This window comes from Kitasatospora sp. YST-16 (genome assembly GCF_026802215.1).
Classification (GTDB): domain Bacteria; phylum Actinomycetota; class Actinomycetes; order Streptomycetales; family Streptomycetaceae; genus Kitasatospora; species Kitasatospora cineracea.
Genome location: NZ_CP113837.1, coordinates 7,472,982 through 7,499,834 on the forward strand (window position 1 = coordinate 7,472,982; position 26,853 = coordinate 7,499,834).

Genomic DNA, 26,853 nt, shown 5'->3' on the forward strand with positions numbered 1-26,853 from the left:
GGCCGGTGCTCAGGCGCAGTCGGCGCCGTTCACGGTGAACCGGGCCGGGGTCGCGTTGGTGCCGGAGTACGTGGCCTGGAAGCCGAAGCTCGCGCTCGCACCGGGGGCCAGGGCGCCGTTCCACCCGGCGTCCCGGGCGGTCACGGTGCTGCCGCTCTGGGAGACCGTCGCGTTCCACGCGTTGCTGATCCGCTGGTCACCGCCGAAGCTCCAGCCGAGCGTCCAGCCGGAGACGGCCGAGGCGCCGGTGTTCTTCACCGTCACCGCCGCGGTGAACCCGTTGCCCCAGGAGCTGTCCACCTTGTACGCCACCGCGCAGGACGCCGCGGGCGGCGCGGTGTCGTCGTCGGCCTCGGTGGCCGTGAAGACCGCCGACTGGACGCCCGGGCCGCCGACCGTGAAGACCGCGCTGCCCGCCAGCGCGTCCGCGTCCTGCGCCGCCGTCAGCGTGACCTGCTGCGCGGTGGCCCAGTTGGCCGGGGTGAAGACCAGCGAGGAGGTGGCGGCCGACAGGTCGGTGTCGCCCGAGGTGCGGGTGACCGTCACCGTCACGTCCTGGGCGGGCGCGGCCGAGAGCTTGACCGCGACCGTCGCGGAGCCGCCCTCGGGAACGGTCACCGCCGCCGGGGCCACCTGCACGGCGGGCGTCGCCGGGGCCGCGTGCCGCTCGGCGGCGAACGCCGCCAGCCAGGCCAGCGAGGCGTTCCAGTTGATCGCCACCTCGTTGGTCGAGTACGAGCCGATGTCGTCCACGTAGCAGGCCGCCGGGGCGCAGCCGACCAACTGGGCCTCGGCGACCGGGTCCTGGAGGCCGGAGTCGGGGCCGCCCGCGAAGGAGCCGGCCGGCGGGTGCGGGAGCGAGGCGTCGTTCTGGTGCGCCCAGAAGCGGTGGTGCTCGTTCTCCGAGGCGCGCTCGCCGTAGCCGCTCACGTAGGAGCGGTCCAGGGCGTTGCGGCCCAGCAGGTAGTCCATCGTCTCCAGCGCGCCGGTGCGGTAGCGGGCGGCGCCGGTCAGGTCGTAGGCGACGCCCAGCACCATCGCGTTGTTGGCGACCGAGCTGTTGGAGCCCCACACGTAGCCGTCGGGGGCCAGCGGCACCGCGTAGCCCTGGCCGTTCATGGTGGACAGGTAGCCGTCGGCGGCGCCGGTCAGCAGGCCGCGCAGCCGGGTCACGTCGTCGGCGGGCAGGGCGATGCCGGGAGTGGTGGCCAGGGTGATCCGGCCGAGCGTCGCGGTGCCGCCCCACCAGAAGGCGTCCACCGGCTTGGTGTGCAGCGGGGAGGAGGTGACCGCGTCCCGGTACTGGGACTCGCCGGTGGTGGCGAGGAGTTCGGCCGCCGCCCAGTAGAACTCGTCGGAGACGTCGGCGTCCTCGTAGGCGCCGCCGCCGGTGCTGTCGGTGGCCGGGGCGAGCACGTTCGGGTTGGCCTTGGCGGCGCTCCAGGCGCGGCGGGCCGCGTCCAGGCAGCGGGCGGCGAAGGCGGCGTCGTACGGCGCGTAGACCCGGGCGCACTGGGCGGCGGTGGCGGCCAGGTTGAGCGTGGCGGCGGTCGACGGCTTGTGCAACTCGCGCTGCTGGTCGTCGAGTTCGGGGCGGGTCGGCAGGGCGGTCCACTGCGCGTCGTGGATCTTGTGGAAGGCCATCCCGGCCATCGGCTTGCCGTCCGGCACCTGCATCCGCAGCAGGAACTCCAGCTCCCAGCGGGCCTCGTCCAGCACGTCCGGCACCCCGTTGCCGCGCTCGGGCACCCGCAGCGTGGAGTCGCCGAGCGCCGCGTCGCCGCCCGAACGGCGGGCCCGCTCGAAGGAGTTGACCAGCTCCCAGGTGGCGATGCCGCCGTTGACCACGTACTTGCCCTGGTCGCCGGCGTCGTACCAGCCGCCGCGCACGTCCAGCTTGTAGTCGCACACCCCGGCCTGGCAGGGCACGCTGGTGTCGCCCTTGTTCGGCGCCACCCCCAGGTGCCCGGCGGGGCGGGCGTACGCGCTGCCGCCGGCGAGGTTCGCGTCGATCGCGATGCCGCTGCGCTGCTGGTAGAAGAAGTTCAGGCTGTCGGCGCGCAGCCCGTCGTACAGCGCGGCCGAGATGTCGAACGGGTGGCTGGCCAGGCCGCCGACGACCAGCGTGAAGCCGCTGCCGGTGCCGGTGTACGCGCCGAAGTCCACCAGGTGGGTGGACTGGCCGGACGCCTGGTCGGCGCCGTGCACGGTGGTGGTGCCGGACGCGACCTGCGCGCCGGAGGAGTCGCGCAGCTGCCAGGCGAGCGGGGCGGTCGCCGAGCTGACCACGGTGGCCCGCTTGGGACCGTCGGGCAGGTAGCCGAGCTGGTTGACCCGGACGGGGAAGTCGGCGGGCGCACCGACGGCGGCCGAGTTGGTGGTGGCGGCGCCGGCGGTGGCCGGGGCGAGTGCGGTGACGCCGCCGGCGGCCAGCGCGAGGCCGGTCAGTACGGCGGCCGCGCGCCGGGACAGCCCGCGGCCGGAGGGGATCGGAGGCACGGGTGGGGGCCTTCCTGTGTGGGGGAGAGGTGCAGGGAGGGGGAGCAGGGGTGGGGGCCCACGGAAGTGGGAGCGCTCCCACTCGCCCCAATGAAGCCAGCAGAGCGGTGCGCGCGTCAAGAGGTGGTAAACGGACACGAGTTGACGGCCACTCAGAGGAAGGCGGGGCGGACGGGGCCGCAGGGGCGGCGGACCGGCGGGCGGTCGGGGGCGATCGGGGCCGCCCACCTGGCGCGACTCCCGGCCACCCGCACCGGCGGGGAGCACGGGCCGCGGCGGCTAAGGTCGGAGCATGAGCGCTCGCTACCTCCTCCCGTACGCCCCCGAAGCGATCGGCGGCCTGCCCGCCGGTCTTGACGCCCTGGTGTGGGACGGGGACGGGCCGGTGCCGTCGGACGAGGCGCTGCGGGAGGTGGAGTTCTTCTGCCTGCCCTACCTGCGGCACGCCGTCGCACTGCCGGTGATCCCGCGGCTGCCGTCGCTGAAGGCGGTCCAGACGCTCACGGCCGGGATGGACGACGTCCTGCCGCACGTGCCGGCCGGGGTGGTGGCGTGCAACGCGCGCGGACTCCACGACGCCAGCACCGCCGAGCTCGCCGTGACGCTGATCCTCGCCTCGCTGCGGGGCGTCCCGCACTTCACCAGGCTCCAGGACCAGGGACGTTGGAGCACCGAGTTCCACCAGTCCCTCGCCGACCGGACGGTGCTCATCCTCGGGTACGGCTCGATCGGCCGGGCGCTGGCCGCACGCCTGGAGCCCTTCGAGTGCGAGGTGGTCCGGGTCGCGCGCCGGGCCCGCCCGCAGGAGCGGGTGCACGGGGTGGAGGAACTGGCCGGACTGCTGCCGTCCGCGGACGTGGTGGTGCTGCTGACGCCGCTCACCCCGGAGAGCCGCCACCTGGTCGACGCCGGGTTCCTGGCCCGGATGAAAGACGGCGCGCTGCTGGTCAACGTCGCGCGGGGGCCGGTCGTCGACACCGGGGCGCTCCTGGCGGAGCTCTCCGCGCAGCGCCTGCGGGCGGCGCTCGACGTCACCGACCCGGAGCCGCTGCCCGCCGACCACCCGCTCTGGCACGCCCCCGGGGTGCTGATCACCCCGCACGTCGGCGGCCCCAGCAGCGCCTTCCTGCCGCGGGCCAAGCGGGTCCTGCGGGAGCAGGTCCGGCGGTTCGAGAACGGCGAGCCGCTCGCGTCCGGGCACTGACCCGGCGACCGGCATGGCTCTGGCCGGAGCCGGCCCCCGGGAGCGGGGACCGGCTGCGGCGGTCAGCGGTCAGCGGTCGGCGGTCGGCGGTCGGCGGTCAGTGGTCAGTGGTCAGTGGTCAGTGGTCAGTGGTCAGTGGTCAGCGCAGGGCGAACTTCTGCGCCGCGCTCCCGTTGCAGTCCCACAGTTGCAGGCGGGTGCCGTTGGCGGTGTTGCCGTTGGGGTCGTCCAGGCAGCGGCCGGACTGCGGGTTGAGCAGCGAGCCGTCGGCCTGCTGGGTCCACTTCTGGGCGCCGCCGCCGTTGCAGTCCCAGAGTTGCAGGGGCGTGCCGTTGGCGGTGCCGTTGCCGGTGGCGTCCAGGCAGCGGCCCAGGGTGTGCAGCGAGCTGTCCGCGGCGTGCGTCCAGTGCTGGTCGACCGCGTAGGACTGGCAGTTCCACAGTTGGACGGCGCTGCCGTTCACGCCGGTGTCGTCGGCGGCGACGTCCACGCACTGCCCGCCCGGGGCGGCGACGGGGCCGCCGCCGTTGACGGCGAACTTCTGTGCGGCGGCGCCGTTGCAGTCCCACAGTTGCAGGCGGGTGCCGTTGGCGGTGTTGCCGCTGGGGTCGTCCAGGCAGCGGCCGGACTGCGGGTTGAGCAGTGAGCCGTCGGCCTGCTGGGTCCACTTCTGGGCGCCGCCGCCGTTGCAGTCCCAGAGTTGCAGGGGCGTGCCGTTGGCGGTGCCGTTGCCGGTGGCGTCCAGGCAGCGGCCCAGGGTGGTGAGGGAGCCGTCGACGTTGTGCGTCCAGTGCTGGTCCTCGGCGTAGGACTGGCAGTTCCACAGCTGGGCGGCCGCGCCGTTCACGCCGGTGTCGTCGGCGGCGACGTCCACGCACTGCCCGCCCGGGCCGGTGACCGTGCCCTGCGGGCCGTTGGGCAGGTCGGTGCGGCCGCCGTAGCCGACGGAGGTGACGTTGGACTGGACGGCGTTCTCGGTGGCGTCGCCCGGGTAGCCGGCGACCATGGCGCCCTCGAAGAAGGTGCCGCGGTTCCAGTTGGAGTTGTCGCCGCCGATGCCCAGGATGATGCCGCCCTCCTGCTTCATCGGCCGGTAGCCGGAGCGGCTGGGCAGCGCGCCGTTCCACCAGGTGGTGAGTCCGCCGGACTGGGCGTTGCCGCCCTTGAGGGCGTAGGTGGTCTGGCCGTTGTTCTTCAGCACGGCGGTGACGAACGGGCTGTTGTTGCCGAGGTTGGCGGTGTTGGAGCCGTTGTCGCCCTGGAACATGCCGTTCTCCAGGTCGGCCTCGATCCACGGACCGCTGCCGCTGCACGGCGGGAAGTAGCAGGTGGTGGCGATGGAGACGGCGTCCATGTGGCCGTTGCCGGTGTCGGCGGGGGTGGACTCGGCGTTGCCGTAGTCGAAGCAGCAGTCCGCGCCCACGTGGGTGCCGGAGGCGACCATGTAGACGCCCTCTGGCTGCCCGTTGACGGCCACGCCCGAGGCGACGCCGGTGTAGCGGTAGCCGACGCCCGGCGAGATCCACACGCCGTAGACCTTGTGGCCGCCCGCGGTGACGGCGATCTCCGAGGCGTCCGCGCCGCGGTCGTCACCCATGCCGGAGGTACCGGCCGGGCCCGGGGTGAGGTCGTTGTGCCGGGAGGTCTGGTCGTAGATCCGGGTGATCCGGCAGGTGCTGCCGTTGCAGAACCGGTCCTGGGCCTGGGCGTCGGCGTAGCCGCCCGCCGCGAGCAGGCCGATGTCGGCGGACGCGCCGTCGGAGGCCCGGGTCACCCGGTACAGCGGGCCGTCGTAGGCGGCGAACAGGGCCCGGGTGGTGCTGTGCGCGGCTACGCAGGGCGTGCCGCCGGACGCGTACAGGTCGCACGGCAGCGAACCGGCCGCGTGGCCGGTGCCGGGCAGGCCGATCAGCGCGGCGACCAGCAGCGCCAGGGCGGCCGCGGCCGACCTGGCGGTGCGCCACAACTGCCCGGCGGGCAGCGGGAATCGACGGGACAAGGTGCGCTCCTTCGGGGTGGGGGTGCAGGGGCGGTACCGGGACGCGGAACGGGACCCGGGGCGGCGACCGGCCGCGGGCGGGGAAAGGCTGGCGGATCATCGGCGACCTTGTATTCTCACGTTGAAACAGCGGCGTCGTGGTGGTGCCGGCCCCGCTCCCTCGCGCCCGGCCGGCGGGAGGAGGGGGTGCGGTCTTGTCCGTGCCGAACAACGGGACCGGCGCCGCGGCGCCGCGCCTGAAAGACGTGGCCGAACTGGCCGGAGTCTCCGTCAAGACCGTCTCGAACGTGGTGAACGGCACCACCCCCGTCGCGGAACCGACCCGGCAGCGGGTCCAGCAGGCCATCGACCGGCTCGGCTACCAGCCCAACCTGACGGCCCGCCGGCTGCGCACCGGACGCAGCGGCGTCATCGCGCTGGCCTTCCCCGAACTGCCGTCCCCCTACTTCGCCGAACTCGCCGTCGAAGTGATCGCGGCCGCCCGCCGGGTCGGCATCACCGTGCTGATGGACGACACCGGCGGCGACCCGGCCGCCGAACTCCGGATCGCCTCCGGCCTCGGCGGACCGATGATCGACGGCGTCATCCTCAGCCCGCTCGGCCTGGACCGGGCCGCCCTGCTGGCCCGCTCCCGGGAGATCCCGCTGGTCCTGCTCGGCGAGGCCGACCTCGGCCCGGTCGCCGACCGGGTGCACATCGACAACGTGGCCGGCGCCCGCGAGGTGACCCGTCACCTGATCGACGAGGGCTACCGGCGGATCGCCGCGATCGGCTGGCAGCAGCCCGCGCCCCGGGCCACCGCCGAACAGCGCCTGGCCGGCTACCGGGAGGCGCTGACCGGCGCCGGCCTGACGGTCGACCAGGACCTGCTGCCGCCCGTTCGCGCCTACTTCCGGCCCGACGGCGCCTCGGCGATGCGCCGGCTGCTGCGCCTGCCGCAGCGGCCCGACGCGGTGTTCTGCTTCAACGACCTGCTCGCGCTGGGCGCGCTGCGGGCCGCCCACGAGGCCGGGCTGCGGGTGCCGCAGGACCTGGCGATCGTCGGCTTCGACGACGTCGAGGAGGCGGCGTACGCGATCCCCTCGCTGACCACCGTCGCCCCCGACAAGCGGCTGATCGCCGAACTCGCCGTCCGCTGCCTGGAGGAGCGGATCGAACAGCGCTACACCGGCCCGGGCCGGCGGATCACGCCGGGCTTCCGGGTGGTGGTCCGGGAGAGCAGCACCGTCGCCCGCTGAGCGGGAGCCCCCGCGGCCCCGGCCCGCCCCGCCGCTCACGTCGGGCGCTCCGGCGCTCGCGTCGGGTGCTCCGGCGGGGCGGGTCGCCGGGGGCCGGTGGCCGCTCATGCCGGGGCCCCCGGCGGGGCGGGCAGGTGGGGGAAGCGGAACTCGGTGGTGCTGCGGCGGACGGTGCCGGGGTGCAGCACGGTGTCCGGGTAGTCGGGGCGGTTGGGGGAGTCGGGGAAGTGCTGGGTCTCCAGGCAGATCCCGGCGTGGCGCGGGTGCGGGCGGCCGTCCAGGCCGTTGCCGGTGTACACCTGCAGGCCGGGCTCGGTGGTCCAGACCTCCATCCGGCGGCCGCCGGCCGGGTCGTCCAGGCGGGCGGCCCGGCGCAGCGCGCCGGGGGCGGGCGGCGGGGTGAGCACCCAGCAGTGGTCGTAGCCGCCGGCGGCCCGCAACTGGGGGTGCGGGAGGGCCAGCCGTTCGCCGATCGGGTGCGGTTCGCGCAGGTCGAAGGGGGTGCCGGCGGTCGGCGCGGGCGGGCCGGGCAGCGGGACGGCGGTCGGGTCGACGGGCAGGTAGGCGTCGGCGTCCACGGCGAGGCGGTGGGCGAGCACGCTGCCGCCGCCCGGTCCGGACAGCCGGAAGTAGGCGTGCTGGGTGAGGTTGACGGGGGTGGGGCGGTCGGCGCGGGCGGTCCAGTCCAGGCGCAGGGTGCCGTGCCGGTCGAGGGTGTAGACGGCGGTGACGCGCAGGCGGCCGGGGAAGCCCATGTCGCCGTGCGGGCTGTCCAGGTCGAGGCGGAGCGCGGCGGCGTCCGGGCCCGGTCGGGCGGTGGCCCGCCAGTGGCGGCGGTGGAAGCCGTCCGGGCCGCCGTGCAGGGCGTGGCCGCGGTCGGCGGCGGGCACCCGGTGGACCCGGCCGTCGAGCCGGAAGCCGCCGTGCGCGATCCGGTTGGCGTAGCGGCCGATCAGCGCGCCCAGGTAGGCGGTGTCGGCGGCGTACCCGGCCGGGTCGGGGTGGCCGAGCACCACCGAGGCGGGACGGCCGTCCGGGTCGGGCACCTCCAGCCGGTGCAGGATGCCGCCCAGGTCGAGCACCTCGGCGCGGACGCCGGTCCCGGCGTCGAGGGTCCAGCGGTCGACGGGGGTGCCGTCGGGCAGGACGCCGAACGGGCTGCGGTGGACGGACGGGGCGCGGTGGACGGACGGGAGCGGCAACGGGGGTCCTCGGGGGTCGGCGGGGGGGGTCGGCGGGGTTCCGGCGGGGAGCTGCGGGGTTCCGGCGGGCGGGTGACGGGGCGTCAGCGGTGCGCGGTGCGGCCGACGGTGGACTCGCGCACCACCAGGGCGTGGCCGGGCAGGATGCGGCGGGGCCGGGCCGGGGGCCGGTCGGGGGCGGCTTCGATCCGGGCGACCAGGCAGTCCACGGCGAGCCGGGCGATCGCGGCCTTGTCGGGGGCGACGCTGGTCAGGGTGACGGCGCCGTAGGCGCCCTCCTCGATGTCGTCGAAGCCCACCACGGCGACCTCCTCGGGGACCCGGACGCCCCGTTCGGCCAGCACCCGCAGCGCCCCGAGGGCGACCAGGTCGTTGTAGGCGAAGACGGCGTCGGGCGGCTCCGGCAGGTCGAGCAGGCGGGTCATCGCCACCGCGCCGTCCAGCCGGTCGTAGCCGTCGGTGGCCGCCACCAGCTCCTCCCGGGGGGTGCCGCCGGCGGCCAGGATCTCCTCCCGCCAGCCGCGCAGCCGCAGGTGGGCGGGCTGTCGGCGGCTGTCCCGGCGGGCGCCGACGAAGGCGATCCGGCGCCGCCCCAGGCCGATCAGGTGGCGGACGGCGAGCCGGGCGGCGGCCACGTTGTCGATGGCGATGTGGTCGAACGGGGCGTCGTACTCGCGCTCGCCGAGCAGCACCAGCGGCGGCCGGGCCGGGCGGCGCAGCAGGTCCTCGGCCTCCAGCCGGATCGGACTGAGGATCAGTCCCTCGATCAGGTGGCTGCGGAAGCCCTGCGAGACCAGGGCCTCCTCGGCGCGCAGCCCGGCGGTGTGGTCGAGCAGGACGGTGCGGCCGTGGTGCGCGGCCGCGTCGATCACCGCCGTGGCGAGGTCCGCGAAGTACGGGTTGCCGAGCTCCGGCACGGCCAGCGCGATGATGCCGCTGCGGCCGGTGCGCAGCCGGCGGGCCGTCGGGTTGGGCCGGTAGCCGAGCTCGTCGACCGCCCGCCGGACCCGCTCCCGGGTGGCCGGGCTGACGTGCGGGTAGTCGTTGACCACGTTGGAGACGGTCTTGACGGACACTCCGGCCCGCACCGCGACGTCCTTGAGGCTCACGCCCACGTCCCCGCCCCCTCGCTCTCCCGGACCTGCCCCGACCGGTCCGGTCCCGACCGGTCCGGTCCCGACCGGCCCGGCCCCGACCGGCTCGGTCCCGACCGGCCCGCTGCCGCGCGTTCCGGCGCCTCCCCGCTCCCCGTGGCCGCTCATTCGTCGCGGCGCCCGCGGTCGAGCAGCGCCTGGGCCAGCACCACCACGGCCAGGAAGGCGCCGTTCACGGTGTCGGTGACGGCCGAGCCGTACTGCGAGGCCGAACGGTCGATCAGGTTGTGGATCACCGACAGCAGCAGCACGCCCGCGACGGTGCCGCCGACCGAGCCGCTGCCGCCGGTCAGCAGGGTGCCGCCGATCGCCACCGAGGCGATCGCGGTCAGCTCGTAGCCGACGCCCACCGTGGTGACGCCCGAGCCCAGCCGGGCGCTGCCCAGTGCCCCGGCCGCGCTGGCCAGCGTCGCGGACAGCACGTACACCAGCGTCTTGGTGCGGGCCACCGGCAGGCCCATCAGCCGGGCCGCGGGCTCGTTGCCGCCGATCGCGGTGGTCGCCGCCCCGAACTTCGTCCTGGTCAGCAGTAGCGCGCCCAGGCCGAACAGGGCGGCGGCGATCAGCACCGGCGTCCACGTCCCCTCGCCCAGCGCCCGGAACGCCGAACCGCGCGGCACCAGGTACGTCTCGGTGCCCTCGGCGGTGATCAGCTGCAGCAGGCCGCGCGCCCCGAGCAGGCCCGCCAGCGTCACGATGAACGGGGCCAGACCGGCCCGGGACACCAGCAGGCCGTGCGCGCAGCCCCAGGCCGCGCCCACCGCGAGCGGCAGCAGCACGGCCGCCCAGGTGCCGTGGTGCTGGGCCGCCCAGGCGGCCAGCACCCCGCCGAGCGCGTACATCGACCCCACCGACAGGTCGATGCCGCCGGTGAGGATCACGAAGGTCAGGCCGAGCGCCAGCAGCCAGCCGAAGGCGTTGTTGCCGAGGATCGCGCCCAGGTTGTCGGCGCCGGCGAAGCCGGGCGAGAACACCGCCGCGCCCAGCACCAGCAGGACGAGCACGGTGAGCGCGCCGTGCCGGCGGATCCGCCCGGCCAGCCGCTCGGCGGGGGTCTCCGCGGTGAGCCGGCGGCGGCGGGCCAGCGGGCCCGCCCCGGCGGCGGAGGGAAGGGTCGGGCTCATCGGGTACCACGCTCCCGGGAGGCGTACACGGCCAGGCAGATGACGGCCGCTTCGACGATCTTGGTGATGGAGCTGTGCACGTCGTGCTGGGTCAGCACCGCGGTGGTCAGCTGCATGAACAGCGCCCCCGCCACGGTGCCGAGCACCCGCACGCTGCCGCCCGCCAGCGGCGTCCCGCCGACCACCACCGCGGTGATCGCGTCCAGTTCGACGTTGCGGCCCTGGTTGGCCGGGTCGGCCTCCGCGCCGTGGCCGACGATCAGCACCCCGGCCACCGCCGCCAGCACCCCCGACAGCAGGTACACCGTCAGCAGCACCCGCCGCACCGGCAGCCCCGCCAGCCGGGCCGCCCGCCGGTTGTCGCCGACCGCGACCAACTGCCGCCCGAACGTGGTCCGGTGGACCAGCACCGCGGTCAGCGCCACGCACCCCGCCGCCAGCCAGGCCGTCCACGGGACGCCCGCGAACGCCTCCGCGCCCAGCCGCAGCAGCGCCGGATCCGTCACCGGCTTCGCCGACGCCCCGTTGACCAGCGAGGCCACGCCCCGCACCCCGATCATCAGCGCCAGCGTCGCCACGATCGGCTGCACCCGGGTGAACGCCACCATCGCGCCGCCCGCCAGCCCGCTCACCGCGCCCAGCGCCACCGCCACCAGCAGCGCCACCGGCAGCCCCCAGCCGATGTACAGCGGGACCACCGCCGCGGCCAGCGCGATCACCGCGCCCACCGACAGGTCGATCCCCTCGGTGCCGATCACCAGCGCCATCCCGAGCGCCACCAGCAGCGTCGGCGCGACCTGGAACAGCTGGATGCGGACGTTCCCGGCCGACAGGAACCCGCCGTCCAGCACCGCCGCCACCACGAACAGCACGGCCAGCGCCGCGTACACGCCGTAGCGCCGCAGCAGACTCAGCGCGGGCCCGCGCCCGCGCACCGCACCCGCCAGGGTCAGGGCGCTCACCGGGGGCCTCCCTCCACGTCGTCGACTTCCTCCACCGACACGCCGCCCGGCGCTCCGTCAGGTCCGTCAGGTCCGTCCGGCTCGTCCGGCTCGTCCGGATCATCCGGATCGTCCGGCTCGTGGGCCAGCGCGGCCAGCAGGCCGTCCGCGCTGACCGAGGCGCCGGTCAGCTCCTCCACCACCGCGCCGTCCTTCAGCACCAGCACCCGGTCCGCGCCCGCGATCAGCTCCTCGGCGTCCGAGGAGATCAGCAGCACGCCCAGGCCCTCCGCCGCCAGTTCGTCGATCAGCGCCTGCACCTCGGCCCGGGCGCCGACGTCGATGCCCCGGGTCGGCTCGTCCAGCAGCAGCACCTTCGGGCCCAGGCAGAGCCAGCGCGCCAGCAGCACCTTCTGCTGGTTGCCGCCCGACAGGTCCGACACCTTCTGCTCCGGGCTCGCGGCCTTGATCCGCAGCCGGGTCATGAAGGTCTCCACGATCCGGTCCTGCCGGGCCCGCGACACCAGACCCGCCCGGGACAGCCGGGGCAGCGCCGCCAGCACGATGTTCTCCCGCACCGACAGGCCCGGCACGATCCCCTCCGCCTTCCGGTCCTCCGGCAGCAGCACCACCCCCGCCCGGACCGCCGCCGCCGGACTGCGCCGCGCCAGCACCCGCCCCGCCACCTCCACCCGACCGGCGTCCGCGCCCAGCGCGCCCACCACCGCCTTCGCGGTCTCGCTGCGCCCCGACCCGAGCAGGCCGCCCAGCCCCAGCACCTCGCCCCGGCGCAACGCGAAACCCACCCCGCGGACCTTGTGGCGCACCGTCAGGCCCTCGGCCCGCAGCACCGGGACGTCACCGGCTGCCACCGCCCCGGCCCGCCGGGTGCCGGGCGCCCGGGTGCCCGGGCCCGGCTCCCGGCCCAGCATCAGCGCCACCAGCTCCCGCCGGCCCAGCCCCGCCAGGTCGCCCGCGTGCACCACCCGGCCGTCGCGCAGCACCGTCACCTCGTCGCAGAGCGCGTACAGCTCGTCCAGCCGGTGGCTGACGTACACCACCGCGATGCCCTGCGCCGTCAGCTCCCGGACCACCCCGAACAGGGTGTCGACCTCGCGCGGCTCCAGCGAGGAGGTCGGCTCGTCCATCACCACCACCCGGGCCTCCAGCTGCACCGCCCGGGCCAGCGCCACCATCTGCTGCGCGCCCAGGCCCAGTTCGCGCAGCGGCCGGGACACCTCGGCGCGCACCCCGTAGCGGGCCAGCAGCGCGGCCGCCTCCCGGTTCATCCGCCGGACGTCCAGCAGGCCCCGGCGGCGCGGCTCCCGGCCGAGGAACAGGTTGCGGGCCACCGACACCATCGGCACCAGGTTGACCTCCTGGTACACCGTCGAGATCCCGGCCCGCTGCGCCTCCAGCGGTGTGCGGAACGCGACCTGACGGCCCGCCAGCTCGATCCGGCCGGCGTCCGGGCGGTGCACGCCGGTCAGCACCTTGATCAGGGTGGACTTGCCGGCGCCGTTCTCGCCGACCAGGGCGTGCACCCGGCCGGCCCGCAGCACCAGGTCCACGCCCCGCAGGGCGTGCACGCCCGCGAAGCCCTTGTCGATGCCGGCCGCCGTCAGCACGGGGGCGGCCGGCGGGGGTGCGGGAACGGGTGCGGGAACGGGGGCGGTCGGTGTCGGCGCGGGGGCGGTCGGTGGGGTGTCCGCCTCGGGCATGGGTCCTCCTGTTCGGGTCACGCGAGGTCACGCGAGGTCACGCGGGGTCGCGCGGGGTCGCGCGGGGTCGCGCGGGGTCAGTAGACGAGGCCCTGGGCGAGGGCCTGCTGGGCGCTGTCCTTGGTGAAGTGGCCGTCCTTGATGATCACCTTGGGCTGGACGCCCGCCGTCCCGTAGAAGTCCTTCAGCGACTGGAACGCCAGCGGGCCGAACCGCGGGTTGGTCTCGATGTCCGCGACCAACTGCCCGTCCACCACGCCCTGCACGGCCTGCCGGATGCCGTCGATCGACACGATCCGGATGTCCTTGCCCGGGGTCTTCCCGGCCGAGCGCATCGCCTGGATCGCGCCCAGCGCCATGCCGTCGTTCTCCGCGTACACGGCGTTGACGTCCGGGTGCGCCTGGAGCAGCTGCTCCATCACCTTCTGGCCCTCGGTCTGGTCGAAGTTCGCCGTCTGCGAGGCCACCACCTGCACGTTCGGGTACTTGGCGGCGAGCCGGTCGGTGAAGCCCCTGGTGCGGTCCGCCGAGACGTTGTTGCCGGGCGTGCCCTGCAGGACCGCCACGTGCGCCTGCCCGCCGGTCGCGGCGGCCAGGTCGTCCGCGGCGATCTGCGCCTGCCCGTAGAAGTCCGAGCCGATGAAGGCGACGAAGTCGCCGCACGCGGTGCCGGTCACCGTGCGGTCGATGGTCAGCACCGGGATCTTCTTCGCCTTGGCCGCGGCCAGCGCCGGGCCGAGGCCGTCCGAGTTCTCCGGCGCCACGATCAGCACCTGCGCGCCCTGCGCGATCATGTCCTGGATCTGCGCGTTCTGGGCGTTGACGTCGGCGTTGGCGTTGCGCTCGATCAGCTTCACGCCGAGCTTCTTCGCCTCCGCCTCGATGCTGGCGGTCTCCGCGGCCCGGAACGGGTTGCTGGTCGACTCCGACTGCGAGAACCCGACCACGGTCTTCCCGTCGGCCAGGTCCAGCTTCGGCGCGCCGTAGGTGTCGGCCGTACAGCCGGGGCCGCTCGCGCTCGCCGACGGCGAGACCACCTGCTGGGCGGCGGCACTGTTCGCGCCCGCCGCCGCGGCTCCGCTCCCGGAGCCCTGGCCGGAACCCTGGTTGGTGCAGGCGGACGCCGACGCGCACAGCCCCGCGACGAGCAGTGCGGCGACGGCGGACTTGGCGCGCAGGGTGGGGTTCATACGCCCGATCACATCCTTGACTGCGTGGGGGAAGTCACCGGCTACCCGCCGGTTTCCAACGATGTAGAGGGACGATGGGGCATTCCGCCGGACAGTGTCAAGAAGTCGCGCGTCAACTCGTGGAGACCTGACGGAGCGTCAATGCCGTGGTGTGGCTGCTGATCTGCGCTGATGCCGAAAGGGGTGGAGGCAGCGCTGCGCGAGGGCTGGACAGTGGGGGCGATGGGTGCTCTGGTGTCGCGAGGGCAGTCTTTCCAACGTTGTGAAACGAGGAACTTGGCATGGACACCAGTTGTCGCGGAGAGGGCGGCGGCCTACCGGCGACCTATCGGTGACCTACCGGCGGCTCACCCGCGACCCGCCAGGCCGGTGCGGGCGGCGATCCGGACCCGGCGGTCGGGATGCCGGGTCAGCGCGCGGAGCGGCTCCGCGGCCCGCCCGTCCCGGGCCGCGCCCAGACCGGCGGTGAGGGCCAGGACCACGCGGTGGTCGGGCTCGGCGGCCAGCCAGGGCAGGAGGAGGTCGACCAGCGGGGCGTCGAACGGGTTGTCGTCCCCGTCCCCGGCCCCGTCCTCGTTCCGGTACCCGTCCGCGTCCCCGTCCCGGTATCCGTTGATCTCCGTGGAGAAGTGGACCGTCCGGAGCACCTCCGCGCCGAAGTACCGCTCCCGCGGGTCGGGCCGGTCGCGCAGGGCGGCCGCGAAGTCCCAGCCGGTGTGGTGTCCCGCGGGGGTCCGGCGCTCCGCGACGGCGCGGGTGGTCTCGGACCACACCACGTGATCGAGGTCGGGCGCGGCCAGCGCGCGGGCCAGCAGCTCCGCGGCGGGCGCGGGGACGCCGTACGAGCCCTCCAGGCCGGTGAGCAGCGCGGCGTGCCCGGTCAGGAAGGCGTGCCCGCCCAGCGAGAGCCGCTCGCAGACCCCCGCCTCGGACCGGACGGTGCGCTGCTCGACCGGCCCGGCGAGACCGCTGCGGCGCCGGAGCTCGGCGGCCAGGTCCACGCCGTGCCAGTGCCGGGCCAGCGCCAGGGCGTCGCGCCCGTCGGCGTCCGGGCGCCAGAGCTGGGCGCCGTGGCCGGCGAACAGCCGGAAGAGGTCGGAGCAGCCCAGTTCGACCGCGAGGTGCAGCGGGCTGCGCCCGAGAGCGTCGGTGCGGTCCGGCGAGGCGTACGCCGCGACCAGGGCCTGCGCCGTCGGGTCGTCGAACGCCCGCACCGCCAGCGACAGGACCGGGGTGCCGTGCCCGTCGACGGCGTCCGGGTCGGCGCCCGCCCGGCACAGCGCGTCCACCGCTCCGGCGTCCCCGCCGCGCACCGCCTCGACCAGCCGCGCCGTCAAGTCCGGTGCCCGGCGGTCCGGTTCGGCGGCGGGCGTCAAGGGGTGGGCTCCGCGGGGCGGCGGGCCAGGAAGACGTACTCCCGGCCCGGGCGGTCCGGTGCGTCCCGGACCCCGAGCGGTTCGAGGCCCGCGGCGCGCAGGTCGGCCTCCACCTCGGCGCGCTCGCGGAAGCGCAGGGTGGAGTCCGAGGTGAGGTGCCGCCCGTCCGCGGCGAACACGTAGTGCCGGCGGAACGCCACCAACGGGCCGGTGACGTCCAGCAGTTCGACCCAGTCCTCCACCGCGCCGACGCCCGGCAGGTCGCTCACCCGGTGGGAGGCCGCCCGGGTCCAGGACTCCCAGGCGCGGCGGGCCGGCACCCGGGTCTCGAACACCAGGTGGCCGCCGGGGCGCAGCGCGTCGCGCACGCCCCGCAGGGTGGCGCGCCAGTGGCCCGGACCGGTGATCTCCTGGGCGGCGTTGGCCGTCATGGTGACCAGGTCGACGCCCAGCGGCGGCAGGTCCGTCGCGTCCCCGACCAGCCAGCGGACCCGCTCGGCGCCCGGCTTGCGGCGGGCCACCCCGATCGACGCGGCGGCCGGGTCCACCCCCAGCACGCGCACGCCGCGCCCCGCCAGCAGCAGGGCGAACACCCCGGTGCCGCAGCCCAGGTCGAGCACCTGCGAGGCGCCCAGCTCGTCGACCAGGGCCAGGTAGGGCAGCAGGTCGTCGCGCTCCGGGTCGAGCGCGTCGTAGAGCGCCGCCAGCCGGGGCAGCGTGAAGCATTCGTCGGCCACCCGCGCGACGGTAGCGCCGACCGGGCGCCGGCCGCGCCCGGTTTTCCGGCGGGGTCCGGGGCGACGGCGTTCGGCGGCGGTGGGGCCGGGGCGGCGGGGTTCGGCGGCGGCGTTCGGCGGCGGTGGGAAAAGGGTTTGCGAGGGGGAGCGGCGGTTCCGTACGGTGTCCGGGTGAACACCGGAACGGCCATGGGCCACGCACGGATCGGCGACCCGGTGAGCGACTGATCGCGCCCCGGGTGTCGCAGGGGCGCTCGCACGCCCGAGGACCACCGCCTCCTCGGAGCAGTGCGCGTACACGTCCCCCTGCCGACCAGATCCGGAACGAGGTCAGACCCGAACCATGCCCGCCGCTTTCAACCACACCATCATCGCTTCCAAGGACCGCGCCGCGTCCGCCCGCTTCTACCAGGACCTGCTGGAAGCCGAACAGGCGCCCTCCTGGGGCCCGTTCACCAACCTGCAGCTCGCCGACGGCGTGCTGCTCCAGTTCGCCGAGCCGCCGGTGGAGATCCAGCGGCAGCACTACGCCTTCCTGGTCGACGACGAACTGTTCGACCGCGCCCACGCCATGCTGCGCGAACGCGGCATCGACCACTGGGCCGACCCGCAGATGCAGCGCCCCGGCGAGACCAACACCGAGCACGGCGGCCGCGGCGTCTACGTGCTCGACCCGGCCGGGCACGGGCTGGAGCTGATCACCCGGCCCTACCTGTGAGCCGCTGAGCCGACGTCGAACCGCTGAACCGCCCCTCCCCGCCGCCCCGTTGACGCGAGCCGGCGGGTCCGGGCGGTTCGGCGACCCCGCCCCCGTCCTGCTCTGGTGCACCGGCCGCGCCGAGCTGCCGGGCCGCCCGCGCCGGGAGTCCTGGACGTGGCGGGCGGCGCTCGCCGAGTAGCGGCCGAGGGCGTCGACGGGGCGGCGGGGCGGCCGGGCGGGCCGGGTGTCGGGGTGGCGCCGGCGCGTTGGGTCATCGGCGGGCGATGATGCTGCCGGCCTCGGCCGGATGCGGCCCGGCGGTACCCGGCCTGTTGTCCTCCGTGGTTGGTGAAGCTCTCGTCGAAGCCCGCACGGGCGCGGTCGTCGACTTCCTCGAGCGTGGTCTGCGGCAATGTGGCGGTGTCCCTTTGCGGAATATTGGTGCGCATGGGCCTGGATATCCGTCCAGACCGTAGGGAATCGGACAGGCCGCCACAGTTGTGGAAGGGCCGTCGTTGCAGCGCTCGTAAACGCTCTGGTAACCTCCCGGACCACCGGGGGACATCTTGCATTTCCGCCATGTCAAGACGGCGTTCATCTGCACTGCCCTCGCCTTTCCTATGGCATTCAGCGTTGCATGCCGCTGTTCGTACAAAGGGCCCACGCATACGTGGACCTCTGCGCCATGGGGGACTTGAGCGTGGCAATTTTGCGTACTGAGCGTTTTCCCGAACTCCTCCGGAAATGCGCTGAAGAGGCGGGGGCCAAAACCGATCTGGCCGCCACCGTGGAACACGCCGTCTCACTCGGGGGCCGTTTTCCGCGCGAATTGGGCATGGCGGCGTTGACCGCCGGAGAGGCACACCTGCTGGCCGCCGCCGAGTCGGTGGGGGCCACGGTTCGCCGGGTCGGCGCCGAAGCCGGTCATGCCGATCTGGTCGCCGTCGTGCCGACCGGCCGCGTCCGTGTCGTGCGACCCGGGGAGCAGGTGGCGGACGGGTCCGCCCTGGTGGGTGAGATCGAGTGGCACGGTGCCCGCCCGGCGGGCCTGGACGAGTACGTCGACCACCTGCAGATGCTGGACGGAGCCGACCGGCAGGTGCTCAGGAAGTGGTTGGTCGCCGAGGGCGAGGCCCGCGCGCTCGACCTGATCCGGCGGCTTCGCTACACGCTGCGCCACGTCGGTCCGATGCTGGTCCACATCGGCGATCGCCACTACACGAACCTGGGCAAGGCGGCCAATCTCGTCGGCAAGTCCGTCGCTGCGGACTCCCCGGCGTGTGTCCTCAACGGCCTGGAACGCACGGAGCTTTCGGACTGGGCCGAGGAGGACTGCGCCTTCCTGGTGCTGATGAGTGTCCTGATCGCCTCCGGGACTCCCTCCCGTACCGAGGAGTTCAGCGGTACCCAGCTGACGCTGCGGCGCTTGGAGGAGTTCGTCCGCGGGCGGATCCGCGCCTACGGCAGGACCGTTCCGCAGGACGCGGAGACCCTCCCCGACGTGGAGCGGCTGCGGCTGCTCGCGGACCTGTCCGCGGAAGGCCGCCGGGCCGCCGTCGCTGCGGGCTCGTCGGTGTTCCGCGTGGTCCAGGGCATGACCATCAACAAGGAGGAGCGGGCCTTCGACCGGCCGGTGTCCGCCGCCGACCTGCCCGACGCGGTGCGGGGGCTGCTGCTGGACCACCTGTCCGAGGAGCAGCTGTCCTCCCTCGACGCCCCGGACTCTCTGGCCAGGGCGTGGTCCGCCCGGTTCCCGCGCCTGCACGAGACGGGGAGCGGCGCGTTCTCGACGCGCTTCGAGGAGTTGCTGCACGGGATCGTCGCCGTTGCGACGGAGGCCACCCGGTCGCATGTCGGCATGTCCCGGGGGCCCAAGGACGTGGGTCTGCTGGGTCGGCTGCTGGCCGCCGGGGATCCGGCCCCCGGATCGTGGAAGACCAGCGACTACTACTGCTGCGTGGTGCCTGCGCCTGCTTTCGTCGGGCGCTTCGCGGCGGATCCGGAGAGCCTGGTGCAGGTCGTGCGCGCCATCGCGGCCCGCATGCGCTGGAACGGCTGGCACTTCATGCCTCCCCTGGCCGGGCCCGAGGAGCTGTTCGAGGACCGGGACTGGTTCTACCCGCCGTCCATGCCGGACATCACGGAGTGGACTTCGCACCACCACCAGGGCCACGTGGCGAACGGCGTGCGTCACGCGATCCGGGTGCCGCTGCCGCTGGTCCTGGGCGGGGAGGTCCGCCCCGGCGTCCACGACTTCCGGCTCATGCGCTCGGACGGCGATCCCTACGACCTGGCCGATCTGCGCGCGGCCATCGCCGTGGCCAAGGTCCTCCAGGGGCTGTACCAGGCGCACGCCGCGTTCCTGGAGGGCAACGGCACGAGCGTGCCGGTCCGTGACTTCGACAACCGCTGGTACCAGGCGAGGTACCTGGCGTCGGCGCCGACCGCCTGACGGCTCGGTGCGGGTGAGGTGATTCCCTTGGACCGCGAGGCAAGGCAGGAACGAGAGATGGTGACACAGCCGGTGGATGCGCCTGTTGCAGTTGCGGACCGCGAAGTCCTGGTCGTGGGCTGGAAGGCCAAGGCGATCAAGGCGCTGGTCCGGCACGCAGCCGTCGTCACCAGCGTGGTCGATCCGCACGAGGCGGCGAAGTGCCGCGAGCTGGGCCTGGGCGCGACTTGGGTCGCCGCGGACCCGACGCGTGCCGAGGACGTCGCCGCCGTGCTGGCTCGGCACGGACGTTCCGCCGGGGACTTCGACGCGGTCTGCAGTCCCACGGAGCTGACCGTGCTGACGGCGTCCCTGCTGGGAGCCGCCGCGGGAAACAGCGCGATTCCCCTGGACGCGGCCCTGGCCCTGCGGGACAAGGCGGTGCAGAAGGAGTCCGTGCGGCGGGCGGGGCTGCCGGTGGCGTCCTGCCGGGTCGTCGCCACCACGCCGGACCTGGCCGGCGCGGCCGCGGACGGGCCGGTCGTGGTGAAGCCGGTGTGCGGGGCGGGCAGTGCCGACACGTACCGGATCGGTGACGCGGAGGCCGCCGAGTCCCTCGCCGCACGCCTCACCGAGCAGGGCCTGCACGGCCCTTGGCTGGTCGAGGAGTTCATTGACGGCTGGGAGGCCCAGGTCGACGGCGTGATCCGGGACGGACGGCTGCGGTTCATGTCCGTCTCCCGCTACCTGGACAACCTGATCAGGATCCACGACGGCGGGCTCGCGGGTTCCGCCTCGCTCCCGTCGGCCCGCCATCCCGAGCTGTACCGGCGCGTGGGCGAACTGACCTCGCGGGCGCTGGCAGCACTGGGCTTCGAGGACGGCGTCTTCCACCTCGAGGTCTTCGTCAACGGCGAAGACGTCGTCTTCAGCGAGTGCGGGGGCAGGGTCGGCGGTGCGCTCACGGACGAGCAGCTCCGGCACTGCTTCGACGTGGACATCTACGACGAGTGGGCCCGCTCCGTGCTCCGCCTTCCCTCGGCCCTGCCCGAGCAGCTCCCCGATCCGGAAGGCAGCGTCGGGTACATCCACCTGACGCTCCCCCAGGGCACGGTGACGGAACTGCCCACGCAGGACGCGCTGACGGCCCGACCCGGGGTGCTGCACGCCGAACTCGACGTGGCCGTGGGCGACGTCGTGGGCGATCTGACGACCAGTTCCCACCTGCGGGCCGCCCGCGTGCTGGTCCACGGCCCGGACGAGGAGAGCGTCACCGAGGACCTGCGAAAGCTGTCGCAGTGGTTCAGGAACGCGACCGTCGTCGTCCCGACCCCTTGATCCTTGATCCGGTGCTCCAGCGCCTCGTTCCCGACCCCGAACCCAGCCGCGACCAACGGAAGCCGTGGAAGATGACCGCAACCGATCCCCGCACCGACACAGCGGCCGAAGCCGTGGACGTCGTCGTCCTGGGCTGGAAGCCCACTGAAGTCCTGCGCGCTCTCACCGGCTACGGGGCCCGCGTCGTGTGCGTGTGCGAGCCGTCCGACGCGTCCGCCGCCCGGGAGACGGCGGACGTCGACACCGTGGTCGTCGCGGGCACCCTCACCGATGCCGCCGAGGTCCTCGCAGCGCTGGCCCGCACCGGGATCCGGCTCACCGCCGACGCGATCGTCTGTTCCGCCGACGAGTTTCCGCTGGTGACGGCCTCCCTCGTCGGCGAGGCCCTCGGCTGCCGGGCGTGGCCGGTGCCGCTGGCTCTCGCCCTGCGCGACAAGTTCGTCCAGAAGCAGCTGGTACGCGCCGCGGGCATCCCGGTCGCCGAGGCGTGCGTCGTGGACACCCTGGCCGAGCTCGCCCTCGCCCCCCTCGCCCCGCCGTTCGTCATCAAGCCCTTCGACGAAGCGGGCGTGCGGCGCACGAGCGTGGTGCGGTCCACGGAAGAGGCCGAAGAACTGGCGCAGCGCGAGGGCTCGGAGCACTCGGGCCCGTGGCTGGCGGAGAGCTTCGTCGAGGGCGGCGAACTGCACCTGGACGGCGTCGTGCGCCAGGGCGGCCTGCTCCTGCTGTCCGTCTCGCGCTACCTCGCCAACGTCATGGACTTCCGGACCGGAGGCCTGGTCGGCTCCACGACCCTCGACCCGGACGAGCACGCCGGTCTGTACCGCAGGGCCGCGGACGTCGCCACGCGCTCGCTGCGGGCTCTGGGCCACACCGACGGGGTGTTCCACCTGGAGGTCTTCGAACAGGACCGGGCGTTGGTCTTCGGCGAGTGCGCCGGTCGCGTCGGCGGAGGCCGCGTGGACACGGTCGTCCAGCTCAAGTTCGGGGTGGACCTGCACGACGAATGGGCCCGGGCCGTTCTCGCGCTGCCCTCGGCCGTCGCCACGGCCGAACAGGACCCGCGGACCTTCGGCTGGGTCCACCTCCCGGCGGTTCGGGGGCGGGCCACCGTCGTCCCCACCGACGACGAAGTGAGGCAGCAGCCCGGGGTCGAGGTCGTCGAGATGAAGGTGAAGCCGGGCGCGACGGTGACCGACGTGCTGAAGGACTCCAACGCCCGCTCCGGGCGCGTGGTGGTCTCGGGACCCGACGCCGCCGAGGTGACCGCCCGGCTCCGGGGGGTCTCGGCCTGGTTCCGCACGGCCCTCGCCGTCGAACCGGTCGAATCCTGATCCCCACCCCCGTCCGACCCCGTCTGCCCCCGTCTGCCCCCCGTCGTCAACGTGCCGAACGGCCCCATGAAAACCATCGCCTCCACCCTCGCGGGACGCCTGCTCCCGGCGCGCGGCGCCGGCCGCACCCTCGCCGCCGGCTCCTTCGTCGACTCGTTCGGATCCGGCCTCTTCCTGGCCGTGGCCACCCTCTACTTCGTCGGCCAGGTCGGCATCGCGCCCACCGGCGTCGCCCTGGCCCTGGCGGTCGCCGGCGTTCTGGGCCTGGTCAGCGGGGCACCCGGCGGCCGGCTGGCGGACCGGTACGGCGTCGGCCGCGTCTACCTGTGGCTGCTGCTGCTCAGGGCCGTCTCCTACAGCCTCTACGCCCTGGTCGACGGATTCACCGGGTACTTCCTCGTCACCTGCCTGGCGACGATGGCGGACCGGGCCTGTTCGCCCCTCACCCAGGCGGCCGTCCGCGTGGTGGTCGGCAGCCGGGAACGCAACCGCACCATGGCCTCGATCCGGGCGCTGCGCAACGTCGGCTACACCCTCGGCACGCTCGTCGCCGCCTCCGCGGTCGCCGCGCACAGCCACGTCCTGGTCCAACTGCTGTTCCTCGCCAACGGCCTGACGTTCGTGGTGACGGCCGCGTGCGTCCGACGAGCCCTGAGGGCGACCCGGGCGGCCGACCCCGGCACCGACGCCGCCGACCTGCCGGCGGACCCCGACGCCGGCACGGTGAAGGGGGAGCCCGCCCCCGCCGTGCCGGCCACGGTCCGCTCGCCGTTCAGGCACCCCTCGTTCATGGCCCTGACGGTCGGCAACGCCCTCATGTGCCTCCACGACACCGTTCTCGTCGTCGCGCTGCCGGTCTGGGCGATCCGCCACTCCTCGGTGCCCGAGAGCACCGTCCCGATCCTCCTGGCCGTCAACACCGCGCTGACCGTCGGCGTCCAGGTGTGGATCTCCTCCCTGGACATGGACCGGTCCCGCGCCCTGCGGCTGCTGTGGGGTGCCGCCGCCGTGCTGTGCGCGGCCTGCCTGCTGTTCGCCTGCGTCACCGCGGCTCCCACCGCCGTCGGCACGGCGCTCCTGGGCGGTGCCGTGGTCCTGCTCACCCTGGGGGAGAACTTCCACGCCGCGGCGGCCTGGTTCCTGTCCGACGCCATGGCACCGCCCGCGGCCTACGCGCGCTACCTGGGAGCCTTCAGCACGAGCGTCACCGTCCACGGCCTGCTCGGACCCGCGCTCGTCCTCGGCGCCCTCCTGCCACTGGGCGCCGGTGGCTGGGCGGCCCTGTGCGGGCTGTTCACCACCGGGGCCGCAGGCATGAGCGCGGCGGCCGGCCGCTCCCTGCCGAAGCCGCGACCGAACCCGACCCTGCCCGCTGTAGCATCCGACACCGCCGCCGGCTGACCCCGGCCGTCCGAGCCCAGGAGCCCATCCACATGACCCCGCGCCCCACCGTCATCTACGTCGGCACTCGCCGAGGCCCGCAGGAGGCCAACCGCGCCCTGTTCGCCGCCCGCGACGCCGGCTACCGAGTCGCCGTGCTCGGCTCCGTGGCGGCCGGACTGCACACCGACCTGATCCACGACGTCGAGAAGGCGAACCTCTCCGACCGCGAGGCAGCCCTCGACGCGGGGTTGCGCCTGGCCGAGCGCACCGGGGCCAGCGGCGCTCTGGCCTGGACGGACGGCGGCGTCGAGCTCGCCGCGGCGCTGTCCCAGCGGTGCGGATGGCGCGGTGTGCCGGTCGAGGCCGCACACCGGGCCCGCAACAAGCACTCCATGCGCGCGGCCCTGTCCCACCGCCCCGACCTCATCCCGGCGTTCCGCCACGTGACCTCGTTCGAGGAACTCGCCGCGGCCCGCGAGGAGATCGGCGCGCCCGCCGTCCTCAAGCCCGCCGGCGGCAGCGGCAGCCGCTCCATCCTCCAGGTCGAGCCGGACACCGACCTGGCCGCGCTGTACCGCCAGGCTGTCGCGCTCACCCTGCCCAGCGTCGCGTCGATCTTCGGCGACTACCCCGGCGAGTTCGTCTACGAGGAGCGCTTGGGCGGGACCGAGCACAGCGTCGAAGGTTTCGTCCACGACGGCGTCACCTACATCGCCGGAATCACCGACAAGCTGGTCACCTACCCCTACTACGTCGAGTACCAGGAGATCCACCCCTCCGCCCTCCCCGCGGACACCGTCGAGACGGTCCACGCCCTGACCCGCGAGGTGACCCGGTCCATCGGGCTCGACTGGTGCGGGTTCCACCTCGAGTGCCGTGTCCTGCCGGACGGGACCGCCAAACTGCTGGAGATCGCCGCCCGCCCCGGCGGCGGGTTCATCACCTCGCACCTGGTGCCCGGAAGCACCGGGATCCCCTTCCACGAGAACCTCGTCCGGCTGACCGCCGGTCAGGCGCCCGACCTGGAGCACCGCGCGGACGCCTTCTTCGGCAGCCGCAGCGTCCTCAGCCCCACCGAGGGCGTCTTCCAGGGCTTCGACGGACTCGACGAGGTTCTGCGCATCGGCGGCCTGGAGCACTTCTTCTTCGGCGCGGTCCCCGGCGACAAGATCGTCCTGCCCCCGGGGGACGCCGGCAGCTGCGAACTCGCCAGCGCCCTGGTGCGCGCCCCCCGCTACCAGGACGTCCAGGACGCCCTGGCCCGGGCTGCCGAACTCGCCCGCCCCCGCATCGGCTGATCCCGCCCGCCCCCAGAAAGAAGCAGCCCAGCCCCATGACCGCGATCACCATCCCCGACGCCCTGCGGCCCGCCGACGGCCGTTTCGGCTCCGGCCCCTCCAAGATCCGCCCCGAGGCCCTGGCCGCCCTGGCGGAGCAGACCGTCTTCGGCACCTCGCACCGCCAGGCGCCGGTCAAGGCCATCGTCGGCCGCATCCGCGCAGGACTGGCCGACCTGTACGACCTGCCGGACGGATACGAGGTGGTCCTCGGCAACGGCGGAGCCACCGCGTTCTGGGACATCGCCGCCTACGGCCTCATCGGCCGCAAGTCCCAGCACCTGGTCATCGGCGAGTTCTCGGCCAAGTTCGCGGCCTCGGCCGCCACGCCCTGGCTCGCCGAACCCAGCGTCATCTCCGCACCGCCGGGAACCTGCACGCAGCCGCGCGCCGAGTCCGGGGTCGACGCCTACGCCCTCATCCACAACGAGACGTCGACCGGCGTGATCGCCCCCGTCCAACGCGTCGCGCAAGCCGATCCCGGAGCGCTGCACCTGGTCGACGGCACCTCGGCGGCCGGCGGCGTGAGCGTCGACATCAGTCAGTGCGACGCCTACTACTTCGCCCCGCAGAAGAACCTGGGCTCCGAAGGCGGCCTCTGGATCGCGCTGCTGTCCCCGGCCGCGATCGACCGGGCGCACGCCATCGCCGCCTCCGGCCGGTACATCCCGCCGTTCTTCTCCCTCACGGCCGCGATCGAGAACTCCGCGAAGGACCAGACCTACAACACCCCCGCCCTCACCACCCTCGTCCTCCTCGCCGACCAGCTCGACTGGATCAACTCCCGCGGCGGCCTGCAGTGGGCCGCGCAACGCACCGCCGACTCCTCCTCGCGCCTGTACACGTGGGCCGAGAAGTCGCCCGCGGCCACGCCCTTCGTCACCGATCCCCTGTTCCGCTCGCCCGTCGTCGCCACCATCGACTTCGACGAGAGCATCGACGCCACCGCGCTGGCCGCCACCCTCCGCGCCAACGGCATCCTCGACACCGAGCCCTACCGTAAGCTCGGCCGCAACCAACTGCGGATCTCCTGCTACCCGTCCATCGACCCCGCCGACGCGGAAGCACTCACCGCGTCCATCGACTACGTGATCGAGCGACTCGCCTAGGGTCCGCGCGAGGTGGTGGCCGGTCTACGGGTTCCGCCCTCGTCCGAGGGCGGAACCCGTACGGCGAAGGCTCCGATCCCCACCCGTGAGGTCGCAGCACCGGAGCCGGAGGGTGCTGGAGGGGGCTGGCCGGCTGAGCGGGCGCCCCGGCCGACGGGGAGCGGGACGGGGAACATCGGGGGCGTCCGGGAGGTTGGACCGGATGGTCCCGCCGGGGCGGCGCCCGGGCGGGACGAGTCGACGTCCCATGCGAGGAGTGAGTACTAGATGACCACGGACCGTGCTGTCCTGGCCGGCGGTTGCTTCTGGGGAATGCAGGAGCTGATCCGCAACCTCCCCGGCGTCCAGTCGACCCGCACCGGCTACACCGGCGGCGAGAACGCGCACGCCACCTACCGCAACCACCCCGGCCACGCCGAGGCGCTGGAGATCGTCTACGACCCGGAGCGGATCAGCTACCGGACGCTGCTGGAGTACTTCTTCCAGATCCACGACCCGAGCACCGTGGACCGGCAGGGCAACGACATCGGCAGCAGCTACCGCTCGGCGATCTTCTACGCGGACGAGGCCCAGCGCGCCACCGCCCTCGACACCATCGCGGACGTCGACGCGAGCGGTCTCTGGCCGGGCAAGGTCGTCACCGAGGTCACCCCGGTCGGCGACTTCTGGGAGGCCGAACCCGAGCACCAGGACTACCTGCAGCACTACCCCAACGGCTACACCTGCCACTACCCGCGCCCGGGCTGGAAGCTCCCGGTGCGCGAGGGCGCGTGACCGGAGGCCCGGTCGAGGGCTGAGGGGCGAAACACCAGGGCGTACGGCGGTCACCGGTTCCG

General features: G+C 74.2%; 21 protein-coding genes. 11 read left to right on the forward strand and 10 right to left on the reverse strand.

Annotation, left to right across the window (positions count from 1 at the left end; all coding sequences use genetic code 11):
• Nucleotides 1-9 precede the first annotated feature (9 nt).
• Entirely contained in the window at nucleotides 10-2,499 is a 2,490-nt protein-coding gene (locus OU787_RS33600) for a glycoside hydrolase family 9 protein (protein ID WP_268661679.1), read from the reverse strand.
• Between the two features lie 292 nt (nucleotides 2,500-2,791).
• Between OU787_RS33600 and OU787_RS33605 the strand changes: the two genes are divergently transcribed.
• Nucleotides 2,792-3,703, forward strand: coding sequence for a 2-hydroxyacid dehydrogenase (locus tag OU787_RS33605; RefSeq protein ID WP_268661680.1), 912 nt, complete (start codon nucleotides 2,792-2,794; stop codon nucleotides 3,701-3,703).
• A gap of 139 nt (nucleotides 3,704-3,842) precedes the next feature.
• Here OU787_RS33605 and OU787_RS33610 read toward each other — a convergent pair whose 3' ends face one another.
• Nucleotides 3,843-5,702, reverse strand: coding sequence for an arabinofuranosidase catalytic domain-containing protein (locus tag OU787_RS33610; RefSeq protein WP_268661681.1), 1,860 nt, complete (start codon nucleotides 5,700-5,702; stop codon nucleotides 3,843-3,845).
• Nucleotides 5,703-5,896: 194 nt separating this feature from the next.
• On the opposite strand from OU787_RS33610, the gene OU787_RS33615 reads away from it, so the two are divergent.
• Nucleotides 5,897-6,940: a LacI family DNA-binding transcriptional regulator gene (locus tag OU787_RS33615; RefSeq protein WP_232794958.1), complete on the forward strand. Its 1,044-nt coding sequence runs from the start codon at nucleotides 5,897-5,899 to the stop codon at nucleotides 6,938-6,940.
• 104 nt (nucleotides 6,941-7,044) lie between these two features.
• Here the strand turns inward: OU787_RS33615 and OU787_RS33620 are convergent, their stop codons facing one another.
• From OU787_RS33620 to OU787_RS33655, 8 genes are all read right to left on the reverse strand, one after another.
• Nucleotides 7,045-8,142 (reverse strand): aldose epimerase family protein, encoded by a 1,098-nt coding sequence (locus OU787_RS33620; RefSeq protein ID WP_268661682.1) that lies wholly within the window; start codon nucleotides 8,140-8,142, stop codon nucleotides 7,045-7,047.
• Between the two features lie 83 nt (nucleotides 8,143-8,225).
• Entirely contained in the window at nucleotides 8,226-9,257 is a 1,032-nt protein-coding gene (locus tag OU787_RS33625) for a LacI family DNA-binding transcriptional regulator (RefSeq protein ID WP_268661683.1), read from the reverse strand.
• A gap of 143 nt (nucleotides 9,258-9,400) precedes the next feature.
• Nucleotides 9,401-10,420 carry an ABC transporter permease gene (locus OU787_RS33630; RefSeq protein ID WP_081966916.1) on the reverse strand — a complete coding sequence of 340 codons (1,020 nt, stop codon included), beginning with the start codon at nucleotides 10,418-10,420 and terminating at the stop codon, nucleotides 9,401-9,403.
• Complete coding sequence (locus OU787_RS33635; protein ID WP_051816956.1) at nucleotides 10,417-11,382, reverse strand: ABC transporter permease; 966 nt, start codon at nucleotides 11,380-11,382, stop codon at nucleotides 10,417-10,419. Before OU787_RS33635 ends, OU787_RS33630 begins: the two co-directional genes overlap by 4 nt.
• Nucleotides 11,379-13,082: a sugar ABC transporter ATP-binding protein gene (locus tag OU787_RS33640; protein WP_442788612.1), complete on the reverse strand. Its 1,704-nt coding sequence runs from the start codon at nucleotides 13,080-13,082 to the stop codon at nucleotides 11,379-11,381. The genes OU787_RS33635 and OU787_RS33640 overlap by 4 nt, the downstream gene beginning before the upstream one ends.
• A gap of 77 nt (nucleotides 13,083-13,159) precedes the next feature.
• Nucleotides 13,160-14,272 carry an ABC transporter substrate-binding protein gene (locus OU787_RS33645; RefSeq protein WP_268661684.1) on the reverse strand — a complete coding sequence of 371 codons (1,113 nt, stop codon included), beginning with the start codon at nucleotides 14,270-14,272 and terminating at the stop codon, nucleotides 13,160-13,162.
• Between the two features lie 347 nt (nucleotides 14,273-14,619).
• Nucleotides 14,620-15,648, reverse strand: coding sequence for an ankyrin repeat domain-containing protein (locus OU787_RS33650; protein WP_268661685.1), 1,029 nt, complete (start codon nucleotides 15,646-15,648; stop codon nucleotides 14,620-14,622).
• On the reverse strand, nucleotides 15,645-16,385 hold the full coding sequence (locus tag OU787_RS33655) for a class I SAM-dependent methyltransferase (RefSeq protein WP_268661686.1): 741 nt from the start codon (nucleotides 16,383-16,385) through the stop codon (nucleotides 15,645-15,647). Before OU787_RS33655 ends, OU787_RS33650 begins: the two co-directional genes overlap by 4 nt.
• A gap of 343 nt (nucleotides 16,386-16,728) precedes the next feature.
• On the opposite strand from OU787_RS33655, the gene OU787_RS33660 reads away from it, so the two are divergent.
• From OU787_RS33660 to msrA, 9 genes are all read left to right on the forward strand, one after another.
• Nucleotides 16,729-17,103, forward strand: coding sequence for a VOC family protein (locus OU787_RS33660; protein ID WP_268661687.1), 375 nt, complete (start codon nucleotides 16,729-16,731; stop codon nucleotides 17,101-17,103).
• Nucleotides 17,104-17,152: 49 nt separating this feature from the next.
• Nucleotides 17,153-17,284: a hypothetical protein gene (locus tag OU787_RS33665; protein WP_268661688.1), complete on the forward strand. Its 132-nt coding sequence runs from the start codon at nucleotides 17,153-17,155 to the stop codon at nucleotides 17,282-17,284.
• 438 nt (nucleotides 17,285-17,722) lie between these two features.
• The gene (locus OU787_RS33670; protein WP_268661689.1) at nucleotides 17,723-19,537 is read left to right on the forward strand and encodes a hypothetical protein; all 1,815 of its coding nucleotides are present in this window, start codon (nucleotides 17,723-17,725) and stop codon (nucleotides 19,535-19,537) included.
• A gap of 57 nt (nucleotides 19,538-19,594) precedes the next feature.
• A complete protein-coding gene (locus tag OU787_RS33675; protein WP_268661690.1) occupies nucleotides 19,595-20,854 on the forward strand; it encodes an ATP-grasp domain-containing protein in 1,260 nt (419 codons plus the stop codon).
• Nucleotides 20,855-20,925: 71 nt separating this feature from the next.
• The gene (locus OU787_RS33680) at nucleotides 20,926-22,188 is read left to right on the forward strand and encodes an ATP-grasp domain-containing protein (RefSeq protein WP_268661691.1); all 1,263 of its coding nucleotides are present in this window, start codon (nucleotides 20,926-20,928) and stop codon (nucleotides 22,186-22,188) included.
• Between the two features lie 66 nt (nucleotides 22,189-22,254).
• Nucleotides 22,255-23,589 carry an MFS transporter gene (locus OU787_RS33685; protein ID WP_268661692.1) on the forward strand — a complete coding sequence of 445 codons (1,335 nt, stop codon included), beginning with the start codon at nucleotides 22,255-22,257 and terminating at the stop codon, nucleotides 23,587-23,589.
• Nucleotides 23,590-23,621: 32 nt separating this feature from the next.
• Nucleotides 23,622-24,869, forward strand: a complete 1,248-nt coding sequence (locus OU787_RS33690) for an ATP-grasp domain-containing protein (RefSeq protein ID WP_030460269.1) — start codon at nucleotides 23,622-23,624, stop codon at nucleotides 24,867-24,869.
• A 35-nt stretch (nucleotides 24,870-24,904) separates the two neighbouring features.
• Nucleotides 24,905-26,017 (forward strand): phosphoserine transaminase, encoded by a 1,113-nt coding sequence (serC, locus tag OU787_RS33695; RefSeq protein ID WP_268661693.1) that lies wholly within the window; start codon nucleotides 24,905-24,907, stop codon nucleotides 26,015-26,017.
• 267 nt (nucleotides 26,018-26,284) lie between these two features.
• Complete coding sequence (gene msrA, locus OU787_RS33700) at nucleotides 26,285-26,791, forward strand: peptide-methionine (S)-S-oxide reductase MsrA (RefSeq protein ID WP_030460271.1); 507 nt, start codon at nucleotides 26,285-26,287, stop codon at nucleotides 26,789-26,791.
• Nucleotides 26,792-26,853 lie beyond the last annotated feature (62 nt).

Bases quoted from the DNA above. Each gene is read 5' to 3' on its own strand.
- OU787_RS33675 (WP_268661690.1), top strand. From the start codon at position 19,595: ATGGTGACACAGCCGGTGGATGCGCCTGTTGCAGTTGCGGACCGCGAA.
- OU787_RS33640 (WP_442788612.1), bottom strand. From the start codon at position 13,082: ATGCCCGAGGCGGACACCCCACCGACCGCCCCCGCGCCGACACCGACC.
- OU787_RS33645 (WP_268661684.1), bottom strand. From the start codon at position 14,272: ATGAACCCCACCCTGCGCGCCAAGTCCGCCGTCGCCGCACTGCTCGTC.
- OU787_RS33605 (WP_268661680.1), top strand. From the start codon at position 2,792: ATGAGCGCTCGCTACCTCCTCCCGTACGCCCCCGAAGCGATCGGCGGC.
- OU787_RS33685 (WP_268661692.1), top strand. From the start codon at position 22,255: ATGAAAACCATCGCCTCCACCCTCGCGGGACGCCTGCTCCCGGCGCGC.
- msrA (WP_030460271.1), top strand. From the start codon at position 26,285: ATGACCACGGACCGTGCTGTCCTGGCCGGCGGTTGCTTCTGGGGAATG.
- serC (WP_268661693.1), top strand. From the start codon at position 24,905: ATGACCGCGATCACCATCCCCGACGCCCTGCGGCCCGCCGACGGCCGT.
- OU787_RS33680 (WP_268661691.1), top strand. From the start codon at position 20,926: ATGACCGCAACCGATCCCCGCACCGACACAGCGGCCGAAGCCGTGGAC.
- OU787_RS33670 (WP_268661689.1), top strand. From the start codon at position 17,723: ATGCCGCTGTTCGTACAAAGGGCCCACGCATACGTGGACCTCTGCGCC.
- OU787_RS33630 (WP_081966916.1), bottom strand. From the start codon at position 10,420: ATGAGCCCGACCCTTCCCTCCGCCGCCGGGGCGGGCCCGCTGGCCCGC.
- OU787_RS33660 (WP_268661687.1), top strand. From the start codon at position 16,729: ATGCCCGCCGCTTTCAACCACACCATCATCGCTTCCAAGGACCGCGCC.
- OU787_RS33690 (WP_030460269.1), top strand. From the start codon at position 23,622: ATGACCCCGCGCCCCACCGTCATCTACGTCGGCACTCGCCGAGGCCCG.